A 20,365-nucleotide genomic window follows, 5' to 3' on the forward strand; every position below is an offset into this window, starting at 1 on the left:
AAACTGTATTTCGGAAGCAAAAAATAACCGACTAACGCAGCTCTATCACTTAACGTTAATCGGCTTTAATTATATCTGTAAATTGGTAAAGTCCCGATCAACATCCTCTTGAGTTATTCCGATATAACGCAGCGTTACGGCTTCGGAACTGTGACGAAGCATCTTCATTACTCGAGCGATGTCATTGGTCTTTTTGTAGAGGTGGTAACCTCTGGTTTTACGCATTGAGTGCGTCCCTAGGCTTATTCCAACCTCCTCTCCTATAGCCGCAAATACCCGTGAAACATAACGACGACTAAGTGGCCTAGCCGCTGTGTTTTTGGACCATTGGTTACGATAAGACTGAAAGAGATAAATGTGATCAAGGTGTTCAGATCGAATACGAGCGATCACCGCCCTCGCCTTTTCATTGAGTTTAATTGTCGCCAGCTTCGACGTTTTGCCTTCGACCAGCAACAGCCGGTCATGCTCGATATTTTGGGTAAGCGGATTAAATGGTTGATCTTACCTTTGCATGAGAGTGAGACAGACCGGCATCTCATCGGATTATCTGGTTGATGCTTCACCTACTGCTGGTGCATGTTTCCTTCGCTAATTCCAGCAAGAACCCCACACGCCTCAACTTCCCGGTCATCGTTGCAACTCGCTCTCAGTGAAACGAGTTGTTTCTCAAGCGCTTGCAGAGCGGTTATCTGCGACCGCACATGAGAGATGTGATCATCGAGCAAGGCGTTAACGGCGGTACAAGGCTGATGAGGGTCGTCCTGATAGCTCTGTAGTTCGTGAATCTCAGCCAGTGACAGGCCCAGGATTCTGCAGCGACGGATGAAGGCCAGCCCCTCACCATGCTTCTCGGTATAGACACGGTAACCGTTGTCCTGCCGATCAGGCGGCGGCAACAAGCCCTGCTGTTCATAGAAGCGGATCGTCTGTGTTTCGACCCCTACCAACTGCGCCAACTGACCAATGCGCATCAGCCTCCTCCCCAACGGATTCTTTACTCTATTGACCTTATAGTAGCTTTATAGTTTAAAATGGTACCACAACATTGTTCAAGTGGAGTCGTATCATGAGCAAATCCTGTGGTGGCGCCTGTGGCGGTGATGCAACGTCCGCAGCGGATACCGATATACAGGCCTCCTCCGAGGCGCCAGGGAGATGGGTCAGTGTTTATGCCGTGCCGAAGATGGACTGTCCATCAGAAGAGCGCATGATTCGCCTGGCCCTGAACGGCGTTGAGGGGATTCGGGCACTGTCCTTCGACTTGTCGAACCGCCGGTTGAAGGTCGTGCATGACGGTGAGGTCGAGCCCGTCACCGCGAAGCTGAAGACCTTGGAGCTAGGCGCCTCGCTTCAGGAAAGCGTCGCTGCCGATCCGGAGACCATCAAGGCGGCCGAGTTCTCGGCAGCCTCTGCCACGCAAGAATCCGGGACTCTTCGCTGGTTGCTCGGCATCAATGCGCTCCTTTTCGTAGTGGAAATGACAGCCGGCCTGATCGCCCAGTCCACCGGCCTGATTGGAGAGTCCCTGGACAATTTCGCCGATGCGGCCGTGTACGGGCTCGCACTTTATGCGGTTGGACATAGCGTGAGAATGCAGCTACGTGCCGCGCATGTTGCTGGTGTACTGCAACTGATCTTGGCTGTGGGCGTACTCATAGAGGTGGTGAGACGCTTTGTATTCGGTAGTGAGCCTGAATCGCTGGTGATGATGGCTATCGCATTCGTCGCATTGATTGCCAATACCAGTTGTCTGCTGCTCATATCCAAACATCGGGAGGGCGGGGCGCACATGAAGGCAAGCTGGATATTCTCGGCCAACGACGTGGTGATCAACCTGGGGGTCATCACCGCCGGTGCCCTGGTCGTGTGGACCGGTTCCAATTATCCGGATCTAATTATCGGCACCATCGCGGGGCTCGTCGTGCTTAACGGTGCCAGGCGCATTCTGGCGCTCAAGGGTTAAATAATGCTCATTATTGGCAAAAAGCTCTCGCCGTACGCCCTGTTGTCCATATCGGGCCTGCTGGCAACGTCTGATCAAGCTGTAAAGTGGCTGGTGCAGCAATCAATGGCCTATGGCGAGTCTGTTTCGGTGACCCCGTTCTTTAACTGGGTGCACCTAAGGAACACCGGTGCCGCATTCAGTCTTTTTGCGAATGGTGGAGGCTGGCAGCGCTACTTTTTTATCGGGATCGCGGTGGCGGTCTCGATTTTTCTGATCAAGCTGATCCTTGAAAATCGTCATAAAGGAGAAGCCATCGCTTACAGTCTTATCCTCGGTGGCGCCATGGGCAACCTGATTGACCGGGTCTTTCGTGGCTATGTTGTGGATTCCTTTGATTTCTATTGGCGAGACTGGCATTGGCCGGCCTTCAACCTGGCTGATATTGCAATTGTCCTCGGTGCCTTACTTTTCGTTTCCGGCAGCTTTTTGGGTAAAAAAACAAACACCAATGCCGAGTCGGATGGATCTGACTGAAACCTTCGCCTATACAACACCATGACCGAACTTCCCGACAACATCCTTCACCTGCCGCAATACCAAGTACTGGGCTGCAAAACCACCGACGACGACATGCACTTCCAAGTGGACGTGCTCGATCCCATCGCCTGCGAAGAATGCGGAGTGCAGGGTGAGTTCGTGCGGTTCGGCAAGCGTGATGTTCCCTATCGTGATCTGCCCATCCACGGCAAGCGGGTCACCCTCTGGGTGGTCCGCCGCCGGTACACCTGCCGGGCCTGCAAGACAACCTTCAGGCGCCAGCTACCGGAGATGGTGGACGGCTTCCGTATGACGCTGCGGCTGCATGAATACGTGGAGAAGGAATCCTTCAACCACCCCTACACCTTTGTGGCGGCACAGACCGGCCTGGACGAGAAGACGGTACGCGACATCTTCAACGCCCGCGCCGAGTTCTTGGGGCGCTGGCACCGCTTCGAGACGCCCCGCATTCTGGGCATCGACGAGCTGTACCTGAACAAGCGCTACCGCTGCATCCTGACCAACATCGAGGAGCGAGCCCTGCTCGACCTGCTGGCTACCCGCCGTCAGGACGTGGTGACCAACTACCTGATGAAGCTGAAAGACCGCCAGAAGGTCGAGATCGTCAGCATGGACATGTGGAACCCCTACCGGGCAGCGGTCAAGGCCTTGCTGCCACAGGCCCGCATCGTGGTCGATAAGTTCCATGTGGTACGCATGGCCAACGATGCCCTGGAGAAGGTGCGCAAGGGCCTCAGAAAGGAGCTGAAACCCTCCCAGAGCCGAACCCTCAAGGGCGACCGGAAGATCCTGCTGAAACGCGCTCACGAAGTTTCAGATCGGGAACGGCTGATCATGGAGACCTGGACAGGCGCATTCCCGCAACTGCTGGCCGCCTACGAGCACAAGGAACGCTTCTATGGCATCTGGGACGCCATCACACGGCCCCAGTCAGAAGCCGCCCTGGACGAGTGGATAGCCACCATTCCGAAAGGCCAGAAGGAAGTCTGGAGCGATCTGGTCAGGGCTGTGGGCAACTGGCGCGAAGAGATCATGACCTACTTCGAGACGGACATGCCCGTCACCAACGCTTACACGGAGTCGATCAACCGACTGGCCAAAGACAAGAACCGTGAAGGGCGTGGTTACTCCTTCGAGGTGATGCGGGAACGAATGCTCTACACCACGAAGCACAAGAAGAAGGCACCGACTGCGAAGGTCTCTCCTTTCTACAAGAAAACCATCGGTTACGGACTGCCGGACTTCGCAGAGGAACTCAACTACGGAGTCGATCTATCAACCATCTGAGGGTGGTATCAGATTGATGGGGTGAAGGTGCCCCATCAACCATTAAATCCGTATACCCTAAAGAAATAGGGATCCTCAGTCCCTATAACTCTATCTCGACAACGCCGAGGCCAAGATCTCCCTGAGCGGCTCCTATGTAACGCAACTTCACTGCCTAAGGGCTGTGACGCAGCATTTTCATTACACTGGCGATGTCGTTCGTGCTCTTATAAAGGTGGTAGCCTCGGTTTTCTCGCATTGAGTGAGTACCCAGTATAATACCAACTCCCTTGCCAATCTGGACGAACGCCCTCGAAACGTGATTGCAACTAATTGGAGCCTCATCCAAGCCGAGAGACCATTGGTTTCGGTTCCTTTCCCTACCAGCGTCAGGCTGGTCATCGTTCATGCTTTCAAGTTTGATGGACAGGAAACCCGAGAGCCTTAACACTAGGTTCACACCCAGATCCCAAACATCAGCAACCTGCTGATCGTAGGTTGGGTAGGTAATTAATTTGACGGTTACCCGCTTGTACTTCCACCATGCTCGAATTCTTTTTTTGCTGTAAGACGTGACTTTCAGTACTTAAGATGGTATAAAAGGAGAAATAGCCTGGCATTAATGAGTTTGCTTGTTCCCATTTCCTTATTTTAGGAACTTAGTAGTAATCAAAACAGAACCACTCTTTTTGATGATATATCTTTTAAATTATGGGAAGTTCAAGCTTTGATTGAGAACGACTTTTAATTAATGTACCGTAGTGACGCCTTTTTAAACCATAGGTAATGATGCTTAGACTCGGATTTTTAATACTGGTGCTTGTTGCTGTTCTGACTCAAATCAGTCAGGCGGTTGCTGATGTGCATCAATCTCACCAATCCTCTTCTGAGCAACACCTCAATTTTGAGCATGACGAATCCCACATCGATAAGCGCAATCTCCCTAAAAGTGGCGAAATCAGCTTTGACTACCATCATTGCTGTCACTGCCATGGTTCATTTCATTTATATGCCATGAAGGCTGAAAAAACTCTCGCGTTACCACGAATGGGCACAATACGTCTTGGGTATACTGAGTTTTACACTAACCCACTATCATCGCCGCTGTTCCGGCCTCCCATCTCCTCATAGCTGCCTAATACGCTGCTTTAGCAGCGCAACTAAATCATTATTTTACGCAGTAATATGACTGAGGAGTCTATCTATGGGTCCGTTTTCGACACATAGCAAACGCTTGTTTGTTGCCGTAAGTCTGGCAATAAGTTCAAGCTACGCCAATGCACAACAGTTGCCCGAGCAATGGCAAAAAACTGTGCAGCAACACCCCAGTGTTGAAGCCGCTCAACAGCAGGCTGAAGCGCTGATCCAACAGGGCAAACAATTAAATCAGCCTTTGTACAACCCTAGCTTATCGTCACGCTTAGAGCGCGAGGGTGACATCAATAATTACGCTGTTGGTCTAAGCCAGACGCTGGACTGGAGCACTCGCAATGAAGCAAGGGCCAGTCAGAGTGACGCCATGACGGCTATGGCAGTGAGTATTTATCGCCAGTCGGCGACATCGCATGCTAAAACTTTGTTGAATGCCTATGTGCAATGGCTGGACGCAAAACAGCGTTACGCACTGGCTGAGCAGCAAGAGAAAATCGTTAAACAGGCGATAAGCCTGGTTGCCGAACGACGTAAAGCCGGTGACTTAGGTGCCGTCGACGAACAACTGACGGTACTCGCGCTAAGTCGGCAACTGCAACAAACGGCAGCGGCTTATCAACAACTGCAATCCGCTGAAGCAGAGTTAAACGCTCTGCTAACAACGTCTGATGTCGGTCAACTCTCCATTAATGAGGAGCTATTTAACGTTGAACCTGCGTTAACGGCTCGTTGGCAACAACATCCAGCGTTAAAAGCCGCTTACCTGCAATGGCAATTAAAGCGCGCCGATGTCGACTGGAAACGCTCGTTAACCACCGCCAACCCAACCGTAGGCGTCGAAGCGGGCGAGAGCGATAACGAAACAGTAATTGGCTTATCATTCAGCATTCCACTACAGGTTCGCAATAACTACAGCGATGCGGTGCGCGCAGCCAATAGCGAAGCTGTTGCTGAAGAAAAACGTTTGATTGCACTAAGGCAACAATGGCAAGCAGCACTGAAATCGTCTCTTAACAATTATCGTTTTGTGAAAAAACAGTGGCAAAGCTGGCAAAGAGACTTTCAATCTCGGCAGGATGAGTCGATGCAGGTGATTGAGCAGTCCTGGCTCGCCGGTGACCTATCCACCACAGACTACCTCACCGCTGTGCAACAGCAGCTCGATAGCCAATTTGCAGGGATAGCGCTGCAAACACAATATCGGTTGGCCGCCATTGAATGGTTGTACCGTTCGGGCGAACTCAGTAAAGCACTGACGTTATCGCCGTTAAGCCAGCCAACAAACGCAGAGATTGGAGAGTAAACGATGTCAGTAAAACCTTTATACGCAGCAATAGCACTTGCGCTGAGCTTTTCGGTTATGGCGCAGGATGAACACGGACACGACGAAAAAGAAGATACCCACAAGGAAGAAGGCAAACACGAGCAAGGTGAACATAAGGAAAGCTCAGGCGTGGAGCTATCCAGCAAGCAGCTATCCATGGCAGATATCACCACGCGAACCTTGCAAACTCAAGTCATTGAATATCCGGTTTATGCCCCGGGCGAGGTGGTTGCTAACGACTTTAATAGCTATATCGTGAGTCCGCGCATCGATTCGACCGTGCTCAAACGTTTTGTCAGTATTGGCGACCACGTCGAAAAAGGTGAACCACTAGCCACCCTCTTCAGCGCGATCATGGCGGAGGCGCAAAGTCAGTATTTGGTCACACTTAACGAATGGCAACGCGTGCAGTCGCTCGGTGAGTCAACGGTGGGTGAAAAACGCTTTGTCGAAGCGAAAAACGCCTTTACCTCAGCGCAAGCGCAACTCAAAGCATTTGGTATGTCAGCCAGTGATATTAAGCGTTTAAGTAAAGCTGACTACCCTATCGGCGAATACCAACTGACCTCAGAAATTGGCGGGATTGTGGTTAGCGATAACTTTAAGCAGGGCCAGCAAGTTAATGCCGGTAACCACTTGGTTGAAGTGCTGCAAGAAGAAACCCTGTGGGTTAATGCTCGGCTACCAGGCTCAGCTGACCTTAATGTGCAGTTTGGTGATGCTGTTACGGTAAGTGTCGATAATCAGCGCTTTGCGGCAAAAGTCATTCAGGAAGGCCACACAATAGACCATAAAACCCGAACCCGAACGGTACGACTTGGGGTAAATAACGAAAAGGACCAATTACACCCTGGTTTATTTGCGGATGTTTATTTCTCAGTCAAGTCCGATGGACCGGTGCTTGCAGTTAAGGACTCAGCCTTAATGCGGGCACCTGATGGTGACTGGCAGATATTCATTGAGCACGAACCCGGAAAGTTTGAACCGAAGAAAGTCGAATTGGTTGATGAAAAGGGTCCGTGGAAAGTTATTCGAGGCGTTAAGGAAGGCACAAAATACGTAGACAACGGCGCGTTTTTCGTTCGCTCACAAATCGCTAAAGGCGGTTTTGACCCACATAACCACTAACAGGAGGTTGTATGTTTCAGCGCATTATTCAGTTTGCTGTCGCCAATCGCCTGTTATTGGTATTGGCTTTATTCAGCATCAGCATTGCGTCATTTTTTATTATTCCCAAACTTAATCTGGATGCCTTTCCCGATGTTACCAACGTTCAGGTAACGGTAAATACGGAAGCACCAGGATTAGCAGCGACCGAAGTCGAGCAGCTTATTACCTATCCGATAGAGTCGGTGATGTATGCCCTGCCCGACGTCAAAGAAGTTCGGTCAATCTCAAAAACAGGTTTATCGGGCATTACCGTGGTATTTGACGAGAGTGTCGATATCTACTTTGCCCGGCAACTGGTATTCGAGCGGCTGCAAGCGGCAAAGGAGTTGATTCCAGAGGGAGTCGGCACGCCCGAAATGGGCCCTAACTCTTCCGGTCTCGGCCAGGTTTATCAGTATCTGCTACTTGCCGAGCCGGGCTCTGGTGTCAGTAGCATGGAGCTACGCAGTCTTAACGACTATGTGGTTAAACTGCTACTGATGCCCGTTGAGGGAATTACCGAAGTCTTGTCCTTTGGCGGTGAAGTTAAGCAATATCAGGTTAACCTCAATCCCGCCAAGCTGCTGTCTTACGACCTTACCCAGCAAGATGTGATGAGCGCGGTCAACAAGAATAACGGTAACGTTGGTGGTTGGTATATGCCCCGCGGTCAGGAGCAGTTGGTTATTCGCGGCACCGGCTGGCTGGAAAGCGGTAAAAAAGGCCTGCAACAAATACGACAAATACCGCTCAAAACCGTTGACGGCGTTTCCGTAACACTGGGCCAGGTTGCCGACGTCGAAATCGGCAGTGAAATTCGCCAGGGAGCGGTCTCAATGTCGCGTAAAGTCGACGGCGAGGTCAACCAGCTGGGCGAAGTGGTGTCGGGTATTGTGCTCAAACGCAAGGGCTCGAATACCAAAGCCACCATCGACGGTATTAAAAAGCGCATTCCGCTTATTCAGCAAGCATTACCCGAGGGTGTCACCTTTGAGCCGTATTATGATCAGGCCGATTTAATACAAAAAGCCGTATCTACGGTCGCATATTCACTGCTCATTGCCTTTGTCTTTATTATCGCAGTATTAGCACTGTTTTTGCTCAACATACGCGCTACTTTTTTAGTGTTACTGTCCATTCCCGTTTCTATCGCCATTGCCCTGATGGTAATGTCCGCGATGGGCATGTCAGCTAACCTGATGTCGCTGGGCGGGATTGCTGTTGCCATTGGTATGCTGGTCGACGGCTCCGTGGTGATGGTTGAAAACATCTTTAAGCACTTAAGTCGTCCGGATAGTGAACACCAAGACGACGCCGAGCAACGCACAGAGCACCGCGACCCAGATCCTCAGGCAGCCAAACTCGATAGCCATGGTATCAAGCTGCGAGTTAAGGAAGCGGCGAACGAAGTGGCACGACCGGTATTCTTTGCCGCCATGATTATCTTGGTGGTCTTTATGCCACTGTTTAGTTTTCAGGGTGTTGAAGCTAAATTATTTGAGCCCATGGCTATCAGTATTATGTTGGCCATTATCTCCGCGGTTTTTGTGGCCATCATGGTTGTACCGGCATTAGCCAGTTACTTTTTCAGTCGGGGTATTAAGCCTCGTGAAAATAAACTGCTTAAACCACTAGATAATGGTTATAAAAGACTATTATCGGTGGCGTTACGCAGTAAAAAGGCTGTTATTACCCTGGCCGGTGTGCTGTTTGTCGGCGCTTTGGTGTTAGTGCCTCGTCTCGGCACAGAATTTGCGCCCGAATTGGAAGAAGGCACGATTAATATTCGCGTGACATTAGCCCCCTCCTCTAACCTTGAAACGGCCTTAGAGGTGGCTCCGAAGCTTGAAAAAATCCTGATGTCGTTCCCGGAAACCACCTACGCACTCAGCCGCATTGGACGAGCTGAAGTGGGCGGCGATCCAGAGCCTATCAGCAACATCGAGTTATATGTGGGTCTTAAGCCGCAGTCTGAATGGACAACGGCATCCGATCGCTACGCCTTACAAGAAAAAATGGAGGCAAAACTAGATGCTCACCCAGGCTTGTTGTTTAATTTTTCACAACCTATTGCAACACGGGTTGATGAACTGCTCTCAGGTGTAAAATCGCAGCTAGCCATCAAACTATTTGGACCCGAGCTTGACGTGTTGGCCCGTAAAGGCCAGGAAATAGAAAGTGCCGTCAAGCAGGTTGACGGGGCCGTTGCAGTAGCGATGGAGCAAATAAAAGGTGAAGCACAACTGGTGGTTTCGCCGAAACGCCAACAACTCTCACGCTACGGCTTAAATGTCTCCGATGTACTTAGCGTTGTCGACAATGGCTTGGGTGGCGCTTCGGCAGGCCAGATCATTCGCGGTAATGAGCGCTATGATATTTACGTGCGGCTGGCCAAGCAATTCCGCGATACGCCGGAGTCTATTCGCTCGTTACGCTTGTTAACTCCTTCGGGAGCCTGGGTAACCGTAGGCGAAGTCGCCCACGTCGCAATTGAATCAGGACCACCGCAAATCCGTCGTGATGATGTACAGCGTCGCGTTGTGATTCAATCGAACGTTCAGGGTCGTGACATGGGTAGCGTGGTTGCCGATATTCGGAAGGCGATTGACGAGAAGGTGGATTTACCAACCGGTTACTCAGTCGATATTGGTGGCCAGTTCGAAAGTCAACAACGAGCACAGGAGCGCTTGTCCATTGTCGTTCCCATATCGCTGGCACTCATCGCCCTGCTGCTTTATTTTGCTTTCGGCACCATGGGTCAAGCCATGTTGATTTTGGTGAATGTACCATTGGCAGTCATCGGCGGTATTGTGGCTCTCTATGTGTCAGGACAGTACTTATCGGTGCCCAGCGCCGTGGGTTTCATCACACTGTTTGGTGTGGCGGTACTAAACGGTGTGGTTCTGGTCGAAAGTATAAACCAGAGAATAACCGATGGGCATGCAGTTAATGATGCCGTGTTTGATGGCGCATGGTCGCGACTACGCCCGGTATTAATGACGGCAATAACCTCAGCGTTAGGACTCATTCCCATGCTGTTTGCAACCGGCGCAGGCGCTGAAATTCAGCGTCCATTGGCCACCGTCATTGTTGGCGGTTTGGTGTCTGCGACATTGCTAACACTGGTTATCTTACCCGTGCTCTATCCTTGGTTTTCGAAACAAAAAATTAAGGATCTGAGCCGTTAGGGTTCAGCACTTAAGGGGGCGGTTATTGCCGCCCCTTCTACTACAAAGAGGAACGTATTATGGGGCATCACCATAACCATGATCACTCAAAGGACATGCCGTCCAACCGATTAGGGTGGGCATTTGTTCTTAACTTTGTTTTCACCATTATCGAGTTTATTGGTGGCTTTCTTACCAACAGTACCGCCATTTTAGCTGATGCCGTTCATGATCTTGGCGATAGCTTGTCGCTTGGCCTGGCGTGGGTACTTAATAAGCTGGGCAAAAAACAGGCTAACCAACACTTTACCTACGGTTATAAGCGACTCAATCTTGCCGGTGCATTTATTAATGCCGTTGTTTTAATCGCAGGCTCTGCCTGGGTACTTGTGGAAGCGATTCCCAGACTCTGGAACCCTCAAATGCCCATCGCTGATGGCATGATCGCTTTAGCCGTCGTTGGCATTACAGTTAATGGATTTGCCGCTTACAAATTGTCAGAAGGTAAAACGTTAAACGAGCGCGTTATTAACTGGCACTTGCTGGAAGATGTTCTCGGCTGGGTTACTGTACTTATCGTTGGTATTGTTTTGCTGTTCGTAGACTGGCCGATTCTCGACCCTATATTGTCGATTGGCTTTACTCTATTTATTTTAGTGAATGTACTACGCAACCTGTGGGCAACACTGAAACTCTTCATACAGGCCACGCCAGACAAAAAAACCTACAAACAAGTCGCGGACGCTTTACTGGAGCTACCTCATGTTGCTGACCTACACCATTTGCATTTTTGGTCACTAGACGGCGAGGAGCATGTATTAACCGTTCATTTGGTGTTAACTAAGAACCTTGATATTGAGGCTCGTAGCGACTTAAAACAGCGCATCGATAACGTCCTTGCGCCCTATGCTTTAAGCCATACAACAGTAGAATTAGAAGATCCTGATGAAGCGTGTAGGGACAACTGATAATGAGTGCATTATTTTTATTGAAAACGCTCGGGTTATTTATTGCAACCGCAATTGCCGAAATTGTCGGTTGCTATTTACCCTACCTATGGCTCAAAGAGGGCCATTCCGTTTGGTTGCTCATTCCGGCAGCAATAAGCTTAGCTTTATTTGCTTACTTATTAACACTTCATCCAGCGGAAAGCGGGCGGGTCTACGCAGCTTATGGTGGTATTTACGTGTTAACTGCCATAGTCTGGCTGCGAATTGTCGATAAATCGCCACTATCCAATTTCGACCTGATTGGCACGACGTTTGTGCTAACCGGTATGGGGATTCTTGTGTATGGCTGGCGTTAGCTATAAAGCAATTCAGTTAAAGAACTCCACTCAAAAGTTTTACACAGACTAGCGCACCTTATGTTTGTCCGTCGTAGCGTCCTCAACCCCATCATTAAGCGACGCCATCAGTGGACAATAGACATCTCCGTGTCCGGCGCTGCATTTTTGCACCAACTCATTCAGCGCTTGTTCAATTTGCTGTAAGTGCGATATCTTTCGACGAACACTGGTGAGCTTTTGCTCTCCAAGCTCCCGTGCTTCATCGCAATGAGCGCCATCTTGCAGAGTTAATAGCTCACCAATTTCATCCAGACTAAATCCGAGCCATTGAGACGCGCGAATAAAATGAAGCCGAGCAAGCGCTTGTTCGTCGTAATGTCGGATCCCCCCATACGGCTTCTCCGGCTCGCTCATTAGCCCTCGGCGCTGATAATAGCGCACCGTTTCCACGCCCACGCCGGCTGTTTTGGCCAGCGTGCCAATTGTCATTACGTTGCGTTTTTTTAACATAGCTATTGCTTCCGTAGTGAGGTACGGGTCTAAGATTAACACATTAAAGCAAAATGCCCGAAGGAGTTACTCTTATGTCAAATTCAAAATCTGGTCGGGGCTCTCTTCTCGCGGGAGGGATCGCAGCGACTCTGGCATCTGCGTGTTGTCTGGGTCCCCTCATATTACTTGCACTCGGTGTATCCGGGGCCTGGATTGGGAACCTCACAGCACTTGAGCCTTATCGACCCATTTTTATTGCCATTGCATTGATTGCCATATTCTTTGCCTGGCGTCGAATATACCGGCGTGCTGATGACTGCAACCCTGATAACACCTGCGCAACGCCAAGTGCTCGTAAGAGCTACAAAGTGATGTTTTGGCTCGTTGCGGTGCTTACTTTAACAGCACTGGCGTACCCCTATGTTGTTCCTTTCTTTTACTAGGAGGCAATACACGATGAAAAAAGCAATGATAACAACCATTTTATTTTTACTGTTTAGCATGCCCGCATTGGCGGCTGAGAAAACCGTCACGCTATCAGTACCCGGTATGACATGCGTCACCTGCCCAATTACCGTCAAAGCTGCACTTGGCCAAGTCGCAGGTGTGAGCGCCGTCGATGTCCGTTTTGAAGAGCGGGATGCAACCGTGACATTCGACGACGAAAAAACGTCAGTTAAGCAGCTCACTGAAGCAACGACAAATGCAGGATACCCATCAACACTGAAAGCAACGGCACCAAAAAATCAGTCATGAAACATCACAATGCCTTATAGCTGCTGTAAAACTGAAAGACCAAGGAGTAACCGTTATGAGTAGTAACAATTTACACATTGCTGTCATTGGTAGCGGCGGCAGTGCGATGGCTGCGGCACTCAAAGCGACCGAGGGAGGTGCCCGAGTGACGCTCATTGAGAGAGGTACTATTGGCGGAACTTGTGTCAATATTGGCTGTGTCCCGTCTAAAATCATGATCCGAGCGGCTCATATCGCCCAACTGCGGCGAGAAAGCCCTTTTGATAAAGGCTTAAGTACCCATACTCTTAAGGTAAATCGATCAGCTCTCCTCGAGCAACAACAGGCTCGGGTAGAAGAACTCCGTGAATCCAAATACCAGAGTATTCTTAGAGAGAATTCCGCCATTACCGTTATTAACGGCGAAGCCCGCTTTATAAACGATGAAACTCTTTCCGTATCACTTTGCGATGGCGGTGAGCAAACGGTTCACTTTGACCGTGCTTTTATCGGCACCGGGGCCCGACCCGCACAACCACCCATCCCCGGCTTAGCTGAAACCCCTTACCTTACTTCGACAAGCGCATTAGGGCTAAGTAACATTCCTAAGCGCCTCGCTATTATTGGAGCCTCGGTCGTTGCTCTTGAATTAGCACAGGCCTACGCGCGTCTCGGTAGTGAAGTTACTGTTTTGGCTCGCAGTCGGGTGTTATCCCAAGACGAGCCTGCCATTGGTGAGGCAATAGCCACTGTTTTTTATCACGAAGGCATCAATGTGCTTGAGCATACAGAAGCCAGCGAAGTGCGTTACGACGGACAACACTTCATTCTCAAAACCAATGCCGGAACATTAAAAGCAGAACAACTGCTCGTGGCCACAGGCCGCACGCCCAATACGGAAAACCTCGATTTAGAAACCATCGCCGTACAAACCGAGCGCGGTGCCATAACGATTAACGATCGCATGCAAACCTCTAACTCAAGAGTATATGCGGCAGGCGACTGTACGAATCAGCCGAAGTTTGTCTATGTCGCCGCCGCAGGCGGCAGCCGAGCCGCTATTAACATGACGGGCGGTGATGCGCATCTTGATCTCAGTGCCATGCCCGAGGTTATCTTTACTGATCCACAAGTCGCCACGGTGGGTTTATCAGAAGCTGATGCTAAAACTGGTGGTTACGTCACCGAAAGCCGCACGTTGGGCCTTGAAAATGTCCCACGGGCATTGGTTAACTTCGATACCCAAGGGTTTATAAAAATTGTCGCAGAAAGTGGCAGCGGCCGGCTGCTCGGTGTTCAAGTCGTCGCAGGAGAAGCTGGTGAGTTGATTCAAGCTGCTGTAATGGCGATAAGAGCAGGAATGACAGTCAATGAGTTGGCTGATGAGCTCTTCCCATACCTTACGATGGTAGAAGGCTTAAAGTTATGTGCTCAAACATTCACTAAAGATGTTAAGCAATTATCTTGCTGCGCTGGATGAGATAACCTAGCTTAACTTCACTGGACAGTTACCAATATTTCGGGTTTAGCTGCTGGTTGGTGATAGGTTAAGCTAGTTCAGGAGTGATAATAGTTGTTATAAGCACTTTTTTTCATTCATATTAGCTCTTATTTGTCTCACTTATTTGACAATAAGTTTTCCTAGATACCTTTGCATCTGACAATGAAAATCGTATTCTCCGGTCTTTAATACTGGCAATTCGATCAACTTTAACTTATTGGTCGGTAAAGTATAGCTGATCCCCAGATCAGGAATAAGCAAAGTTTCAGAGCAACAGATTTAAAGGCTTCCAGTTTGACAACAATCTCATTTAGCCGTTTTCATTTGTTTATTATATAACGTTACAATTAGCCAGCCAGTAATCATAGCTCCCAAGGACCACCCGAATAATCCCGTAACAAATCCACTAAAACTCAAATGCCACTCGAAACCAGAGAGTTTTCCGTGAACCATGCCTTCTGTTAAAGCCATCATGCTAGAGGGCATAATAAGCACTAGCAAGCTACAAACTCCCCATAAAACTGCGAAAGTACCGCTACTTGCACACTGCAAGTAGCGGCATTTCCAACGGAGAGCTTAATCTCTACTACATTTCCTTTTTTTCTTCACTCTGATGTTCCATCATCTGCTCCATCATCATTTGCATCATATCCATTCTATGCTCCATCATTTTCATTTTATTCATCATATTCTCTTTGCCCATTTGCTCTGCTTTGTCTCCCTTTTTATGTTCTCCTTTGTTCATGCCTTTATCCATCCCATGGTTCATCATTTGCATTCCCTTCTGCATTGACTTCATGTGTTCTTCCATTAGTTTTTTACGTTTCTTGGGATCGGATTCGCTTTTTATTTTTTCCATAGCTTCGCGCATTTCTTGCATGTGCTCATTCATTGATGTCATTTTTTCATGATGCATCATTCCACTCATTGAACCTGTTTTATCATCACCATGTTTATGCTGTGCATCAGCAAAGACAGGAGAGGCCATTAAAGCTGTGATAGTTAAAGCTGAAAGTACTTTTTTCATTTTATTACCCTCTTGACTATGACCAAATTGTATTGGTCTCATTAATTTTACTTTGTTTCACTATCGTTAAATCTTGGAGCCCACGCTGACGTAGACCTCATATAACGGCGATATTTATTGCCGAATCCTTCAATGCCTTCGATGAAATTGAATTTCATCGAATCTAACGGGAAACTTTTAAAGCTCATATTGTGACCTGGACGTTTTAAGCCATTTAACCGACAACTAGCTTTCCCCGATACATTTGCATCTGGCAATGAAAGTCGTACTCTCCGGGTTCCAGCGCTGGTATTTGAATTTGCTTTAATTTGTTAGAAGGCAACGTTTCACTTATTTCTAGCTTGGGAATGAGCAAAGTTTCAGAACAAGGCGATTGATCCTTCCGCAGGAACTTAAGTTCAACCGGTTTACCTTCAGGTATTTTTATTCTCGAAGGCGAGTAGGTACCGTTTTCGACGGCAATCACCAAATCACCTTCTCCCAGCTTCAGCTGCTGGGGCTTGTAAAGCCAAAACCACCAGACGATCAGCGCGATCAAAGTGATACCAGCAATATTAATGAATAACATGTTTATTCTCCTGAATGCGTCAGTGTTAGAAGGTGCGTTAATGTTTCTTGGCTTTGAAAAAGCGCAACCGATTAGCGTTACTCACTACCGTGAGTGACGAAAAAGCCATGGCTGCACCGGCAATGACAGGGCTTAATAGAATGCCGAGAAACGGGTACAGTACACCTGCGGCAAAAGGTATACCTGCCACGTTGTAAATAAAAGCACCGAATAGATTCTGCTTGATATTGCGCAGAGTAGCCTTACTTACAGCTACTGCATCAGCTAGACCATGTAACGACCCCCGCATCAAAGTAATGTCAGCACTTTCAATGGCTACATCCGTTCCCGTACCGATGGCAAAGCCCACGTTGGCAATAGCCAGCGCTGGCGCATCATTAATACCATCCCCCGTCATGCCAACTACTTCGCCTTCCATTTGAAGTTCCTGAACTTTTTTTGACTTTTCTTCCGGCAGAACTTCAGCAAAAAACTCTTTAACTCCCACTTTTTCAGCAACTGCTTTTGCAGTCGCACGATTATCACCAGTAAGCATCACTACCCGCACACCATTATCTTTCAAACGCTTGATGGCAGCGACAGAGTCGTCTTTTATGGGATCTGCAACGGCGATAATTGCAGCCAATTCATTATTAACAGCAAAGTACATTGGTGTCTTAGCTTCAGCTGCTAATTCTTGGGCTTTTTCAATAAAGTTACCGAGCTCAATTTGACGTTCACGTAACAGTTTTTCATTACCAAAAAGGAGGGACTTCCCGTCTACTTTAGCCTCCACGCCATGGCCAGCAATCGCATTGAAGTTTGAGACTTTAGTTGTTTCAATTCCTCTTTCCCGAGCTGATTCAACTATCGCCTGTGCCAGCGGATGTTCAGAGCCAGACTCAAGTGTGGCTGCAAGTTGCAGTACTGTTTGCTCATCGTACTCACTGGCTACTAATACATCGGTTACTTTGGGAGAGCCAAGTGTGATGGTGCCCGTTTTATCAAGGATCATAGCCGACACTTTCGAAGCAGTTTGCAATGCTTCGCCATTGCGAATCAGGATACCTGCCTCTGCGGCTTTTCCTACACCCACCATTACCGACATAGGCGTAGCCAGACCTAATGCGCAAGGGCAAGCAATAATCAAAACGGTAGTCGCTGACACCACGGCAAAGGCTAGTGCCGGCTCAGGCCCAAAGTTAAGCCAAGCTAGAGCACTGATAACAGCAATAATCATAACAACAGGCACAAAGTAGGCTGAAATAATATCGGCAAGACGACCAATTGGGGGCTTAGAGTTTTGCGCCCGTTTCACCATGTTAATAATTTGAGCAAGTGCTGTATCTTTACCAACTCTCGTCGCTTGAAACAAAAAGGAGCCGCTCTTATTTATAGTTCCAGCCACGATTTTATCACCAGCAGCTTTTTCCACTGGCATGGGTTCACCCGTTAACATAGATTCGTCAACGGTGGTATTTCCCTCGGTTACCTCCCCATCTACGGGAATTTTTTCTCCCGGACGGACACGCACTAAATCGCCCTGAAGTACTTTTTCGATGGCGATATCCAATTGTTTATCGTCACGAATCACCCTAGCTGTTTTGGCCTGCAAACCAATGAGACGCTTTATGGCTTCGGACGTGCGCCCACGAGCTTTCAGTTCAAGTGCCAGCCCCAGATTGATCAAACCGATAATCATCGCAGTCGCTTCAAAGTAAACGTGACGCGCCATTTCCGGAACCAGGTGTGGAACGATTACAACCACCATAGAATACAACCAGGCTGTACCAGTACCAAGCGCGATCAGCGTATCCATATTAGCGGAATGATTTTTCAGGGATTGCCAGGCACCAACAAAGAAGTGTTTGCCAGAGAAATAAAGTACACCTAACGTTAGAATACCTACGACTAACCATGTCACACGTTCTGAGGTAGTGGTAACCGTCATTTCACCAACAAAAAGGCTATAAATCATTAGGGGTACACCTAACGACAGCGCGACGGTCATCTCACGCATCAGTCGCTTATAGTAAGCCCAGTCGGCTTGCTCTTTTTCTGCCAACGCATCATCGCCACTTTGGGAAGTGGCTACTTTAGCGCTATACCCCGCCTTCTCTACCGCTTTCACTAAAGCGCTCGGATTTGCTGTTCCAGTCACACTGACCGTTCGCTGGGCAAAGTTCATCTCAGCATTTTCCACACCGGATACAGACTTTAGTGCACTCTCGATTTTGCCAACACAACTCGCGCAACCAGCTCCCTCGATAATGAGTTCCTCAATGGAACGACTACGAACATCCTCAGTTTTTACACCCATACCAGTGCTCCTTATTGACGGGAAACGAGCCAAGCAACAGCTATTTCCCGCAAAGTACCAACGATAAAACCGTCACTCACTACATATCCGAAAATCGATTCGCAGTTTGCACCATTCGTTTAATTTCATTTTCTTCAACGTTCTTTACCGTTTCTAGCAGCTCTTTTGCGCTATCTATATCAACACGGGAATATAGGTGTTCATACAGTTCTATGACTTGCTCATGATGGTTTACAACCTTCTCCATAATGTGATCGGTATCTAACTCTTTAAAAGGCGAATCGCAGTGCCCATGCTCAACGATGGGATGTTTCCCAATATAGTCATAACACCAAGTGTCTAATGCATTTAGGTTGGCTGTATTCAAAAAACCTTCAACCATTCGCTCTAAGCTAGCTTCATGACCCGACACGTAGCTTAGAATCATCCGAGCTCGTTCATCTTGGTTTTGTTTAGAGCAGTGAGTCACACACTCCTTCAGGTTTTTGTGGAAATCAACGGTCCAACTCAGTACATCTTTGATTGTTTCTATTTGCATTTTTTACTCCTTACCTATAATTAATTGTTACTTTCGTTTGCTTTTGGTACGTGGCGGGCTTCTGTGGCAACTCCACGGTGTATGCTCTGCATTATCTTTAATATTTTGATCAATAAATTTGTAGTATTCCTCTTTCAAGTGAGTCCACCAGCCACTATTTATTTCAACACCAAATATTCCGAGCTTTTCCTCTATCATAGTCAGATCGACTTTAGAGGCATCATAAGCGACCGATAACAAGTTCTGGTCAGAGTCGTAGGCAACGCTATCGAGACCAACCAACAAGTCAATTTCTTTGATAGCTTTGCGAACTTCATTCACACTCTCTGCGTTTAGCTTTAAAGTGCGGTTTACTAAGTTAATTTCCCGCACTCCTGCTCTATGATCGTTATTTGACATCAATACTGTCCTGTTAATTAAAACTACCAATACGTTTCAGGGAACATTTGCTCGGTGTTAACTTTGTAACGAAAGCTCTTTATTAGTGGCTGCTCGTTTATCGTGAACCCAGAACAATTCATCGATTGGCGAGATAGAAACTAATCCCTCGTTAGATACCCCAGTATGGGCCGCTTCAACTACCAAGAGGGCAACATCACGCGCATCATCACTGTTCACATAAACTTCAAGCTGTACGTGATCAACTAAGTGATCATCGTTATAGCTATCGAAGTAGTAACCCCGTCCTCGCACAGGAAACAGCGTAAAGCCGCTAACGCCACGGCCGATGAGAGCCTCTTCCACTGAGTCTTGTCGAAGTTGATCAAAAATAGCGGTAATTTTAGATAGGTTCATATCCCCCCCTAAAAGCCCTAAAGCATATAGCTTATGGACTGTGTTTAGCCTAGTTACTTAAATTTCGAGAAAATCTAGAGTTGTAATTTAGTAGTGCTATTTCGGAGGGTAGTAAATATCGAAGAGTATTTGCTTCACATCACCTTTATAAGACAAGGGATGTGGCAAGTTGCTAGGAGAGTTTATCGAGGTGTCGAATTGAATAAATACTAGAGGTGAGTTCGCAGAGTTACACTCTTCATCCATAGAGCATTTATCAGCTACGCAGCAATAACAGTCGTCAATGATAGATTGCTCACTTTCATCGCAATGAAAGTTATCTTTGCTTTCGTTGCTAACATACATATGGCTAACACTTTTTTCGTGCTGTACATTGGAAGCATTGTTATAAGCAGGAGCGGCTGGGAAGGATAGCTGTATCACTATTCCTAACATAAGCACAACTAAAAATTTTGCTTGAAACATATGTGCGCTCCTATTGCCATACTATAAATTAGCATACTACCCCCTGCACATCATTGATCGAGATCAAAGGTGTGCAGGTGATATTCACAGAGT

23 protein-coding genes and 1 pseudogene are annotated in these 20,365 nt (G+C 48.1%); 11 read left to right on the forward strand and 13 right to left on the reverse strand.

The window, feature by feature from the left end; translation table 11 throughout:
- Nucleotides 1–69: 69 nt before the first annotated feature.
- Both OS145_RS09595 and cadR read right to left on the reverse strand, forming a co-directional pair.
- Nucleotides 70–480: pseudogene (locus tag OS145_RS09595) on the reverse strand (tyrosine-type recombinase/integrase); the annotation flags it as partial.
- An 86-nt stretch (nt 481–566) separates the two neighbouring features.
- On the reverse strand, nt 567–989 hold the full coding sequence (cadR, locus tag OS145_RS09600) for a Cd(II)/Pb(II)-responsive transcriptional regulator (RefSeq protein WP_011588648.1): 423 nt from the start codon (nt 987–989) through the stop codon (nt 567–569).
- Nucleotides 990–1,069: 80 nt separating this feature from the next.
- Between cadR and OS145_RS09605 the strand changes: the two genes are divergently transcribed.
- The 3 genes from OS145_RS09605 to OS145_RS09615 are packed head-to-tail and all read left to right on the forward strand — an operon-like array spanning nt 1,070 to nt 3,793.
- Nucleotides 1,070–1,966 (forward strand): cation efflux transmembrane domain-containing protein, encoded by an 897-nt coding sequence (locus OS145_RS09605; protein ID WP_006956200.1) that lies wholly within the window; start codon nt 1,070–1,072, stop codon nt 1,964–1,966.
- Between the two features lie 3 nt (nt 1,967–1,969).
- Nucleotides 1,970–2,482 (forward strand): signal peptidase II, encoded by a 513-nt coding sequence (gene lspA / locus OS145_RS09610; RefSeq protein WP_006956201.1) that lies wholly within the window; start codon nt 1,970–1,972, stop codon nt 2,480–2,482.
- Between the two features lie 21 nt (nt 2,483–2,503).
- Complete coding sequence (locus OS145_RS09615) at nt 2,504–3,793, forward strand: ISL3 family transposase (RefSeq protein ID WP_006956202.1); 1,290 nt, start codon at nt 2,504–2,506, stop codon at nt 3,791–3,793.
- 786 nt (nt 3,794–4,579) lie between these two features.
- On the opposite strand, the gene OS145_RS09625 is transcribed toward OS145_RS09615, so the two are convergent.
- A complete protein-coding gene (locus OS145_RS09625) occupies nt 4,580–4,765 on the reverse strand; it encodes a hypothetical protein (RefSeq protein WP_006956204.1) in 186 nt (61 codons plus the stop codon).
- A 211-nt stretch (nt 4,766–4,976) separates the two neighbouring features.
- Here OS145_RS09625 and OS145_RS09630 point away from each other — a divergent pair, with 211 nt between their 5' ends.
- Genes OS145_RS09630 through OS145_RS09650 form a run of 5 tightly spaced genes read left to right on the forward strand, consistent with a single transcriptional unit; the run spans nt 4,977 to nt 11,870 of the window.
- A complete protein-coding gene (locus OS145_RS09630; RefSeq protein WP_006956205.1) occupies nt 4,977–6,227 on the forward strand; it encodes a TolC family protein in 1,251 nt (416 codons plus the stop codon).
- Nucleotides 6,228–6,230: 3 nt separating this feature from the next.
- On the forward strand, nt 6,231–7,376 hold the full coding sequence (locus OS145_RS09635) for an efflux RND transporter periplasmic adaptor subunit (protein WP_006956206.1): 1,146 nt from the start codon (nt 6,231–6,233) through the stop codon (nt 7,374–7,376).
- 11 nt (nt 7,377–7,387) lie between these two features.
- The gene (locus OS145_RS09640; RefSeq protein ID WP_006956207.1) at nt 7,388–10,585 is read left to right on the forward strand and encodes an efflux RND transporter permease subunit; all 3,198 of its coding nucleotides are present in this window, start codon (nt 7,388–7,390) and stop codon (nt 10,583–10,585) included.
- A gap of 59 nt (nt 10,586–10,644) precedes the next feature.
- Nucleotides 10,645–11,532, forward strand: coding sequence for a cation diffusion facilitator family transporter (locus tag OS145_RS09645; protein ID WP_006956208.1), 888 nt, complete (start codon nt 10,645–10,647; stop codon nt 11,530–11,532).
- Between the two features lie 2 nt (nt 11,533–11,534).
- Entirely contained in the window at nt 11,535–11,870 is a 336-nt protein-coding gene (locus OS145_RS09650; protein ID WP_006956209.1) for a YnfA family protein, read from the forward strand.
- Between the two features lie 48 nt (nt 11,871–11,918).
- Here OS145_RS09650 and merR read toward each other — a convergent pair whose 3' ends face one another.
- The gene (gene merR, locus OS145_RS09655; protein ID WP_006956210.1) at nt 11,919–12,362 is read right to left on the reverse strand and encodes a mercury resistance transcriptional regulator MerR; all 444 of its coding nucleotides are present in this window, start codon (nt 12,360–12,362) and stop codon (nt 11,919–11,921) included.
- Between the two features lie 74 nt (nt 12,363–12,436).
- Between merR and merT the strand changes: the two genes are divergently transcribed.
- The 3 genes from merT to merA are packed head-to-tail and all read left to right on the forward strand — an operon-like array spanning nt 12,437 to nt 14,559.
- Nucleotides 12,437–12,787, forward strand: coding sequence for a mercuric ion transporter MerT (merT, locus tag OS145_RS09660; protein ID WP_006956211.1), 351 nt, complete (start codon nt 12,437–12,439; stop codon nt 12,785–12,787).
- A 13-nt stretch (nt 12,788–12,800) separates the two neighbouring features.
- Nucleotides 12,801–13,100, forward strand: coding sequence for a mercury resistance system periplasmic binding protein MerP (gene merP / locus OS145_RS09665; protein ID WP_006956212.1), 300 nt, complete (start codon nt 12,801–12,803; stop codon nt 13,098–13,100).
- Nucleotides 13,101–13,155: 55 nt separating this feature from the next.
- Entirely contained in the window at nt 13,156–14,559 is a 1,404-nt protein-coding gene (merA, locus tag OS145_RS09670) for a mercury(II) reductase (protein ID WP_006956213.1), read from the forward strand.
- Nucleotides 14,560–14,700: 141 nt separating this feature from the next.
- Here the strand turns inward: merA and OS145_RS13660 are convergent, their stop codons facing one another.
- From OS145_RS13660 to OS145_RS09710, 9 genes are all read right to left on the reverse strand, one after another.
- Nucleotides 14,701–14,841, reverse strand: a complete 141-nt coding sequence (locus OS145_RS13660; protein ID WP_278043239.1) for a cupredoxin domain-containing protein — start codon at nt 14,839–14,841, stop codon at nt 14,701–14,703.
- Nucleotides 14,842–14,886: 45 nt separating this feature from the next.
- Nucleotides 14,887–15,132, reverse strand: coding sequence for a DUF5676 family membrane protein (locus OS145_RS13590; protein ID WP_050750003.1), 246 nt, complete (start codon nt 15,130–15,132; stop codon nt 14,887–14,889).
- Nucleotides 15,133–15,166: 34 nt separating this feature from the next.
- The gene (locus tag OS145_RS09680) at nt 15,167–15,607 is read right to left on the reverse strand and encodes an EMC3/TMCO1 family protein (RefSeq protein WP_034818226.1); all 441 of its coding nucleotides are present in this window, start codon (nt 15,605–15,607) and stop codon (nt 15,167–15,169) included.
- A gap of 214 nt (nt 15,608–15,821) precedes the next feature.
- A complete protein-coding gene (locus OS145_RS09685; protein WP_006956216.1) occupies nt 15,822–16,175 on the reverse strand; it encodes a cupredoxin domain-containing protein in 354 nt (117 codons plus the stop codon).
- Nucleotides 16,176–16,212: 37 nt separating this feature from the next.
- A complete protein-coding gene (locus tag OS145_RS09690) occupies nt 16,213–18,474 on the reverse strand; it encodes a heavy metal translocating P-type ATPase (RefSeq protein WP_006956217.1) in 2,262 nt (753 codons plus the stop codon).
- Nucleotides 18,475–18,553: 79 nt separating this feature from the next.
- Nucleotides 18,554–19,012, reverse strand: a complete 459-nt coding sequence (locus tag OS145_RS09695; protein ID WP_006956218.1) for a hypothetical protein — start codon at nt 19,010–19,012, stop codon at nt 18,554–18,556.
- 27 nt (nt 19,013–19,039) lie between these two features.
- Nucleotides 19,040–19,411 carry a hypothetical protein gene (locus OS145_RS09700; RefSeq protein WP_006956220.1) on the reverse strand — a complete coding sequence of 124 codons (372 nt, stop codon included), beginning with the start codon at nt 19,409–19,411 and terminating at the stop codon, nt 19,040–19,042.
- A 57-nt stretch (nt 19,412–19,468) separates the two neighbouring features.
- A complete protein-coding gene (locus OS145_RS09705; protein ID WP_006956222.1) occupies nt 19,469–19,807 on the reverse strand; it encodes a P-II family nitrogen regulator in 339 nt (112 codons plus the stop codon).
- 96 nt (nt 19,808–19,903) lie between these two features.
- Nucleotides 19,904–20,272, reverse strand: coding sequence for a hypothetical protein (locus tag OS145_RS09710; RefSeq protein WP_006956224.1), 369 nt, complete (start codon nt 20,270–20,272; stop codon nt 19,904–19,906).
- Nucleotides 20,273–20,365: the final 93 nt, after the last annotated feature.

The organism is Idiomarina baltica OS145, from assembly GCF_000152885.1.
Classification (GTDB): domain Bacteria; phylum Pseudomonadota; class Gammaproteobacteria; order Enterobacterales; family Alteromonadaceae; genus Idiomarina; species Idiomarina baltica.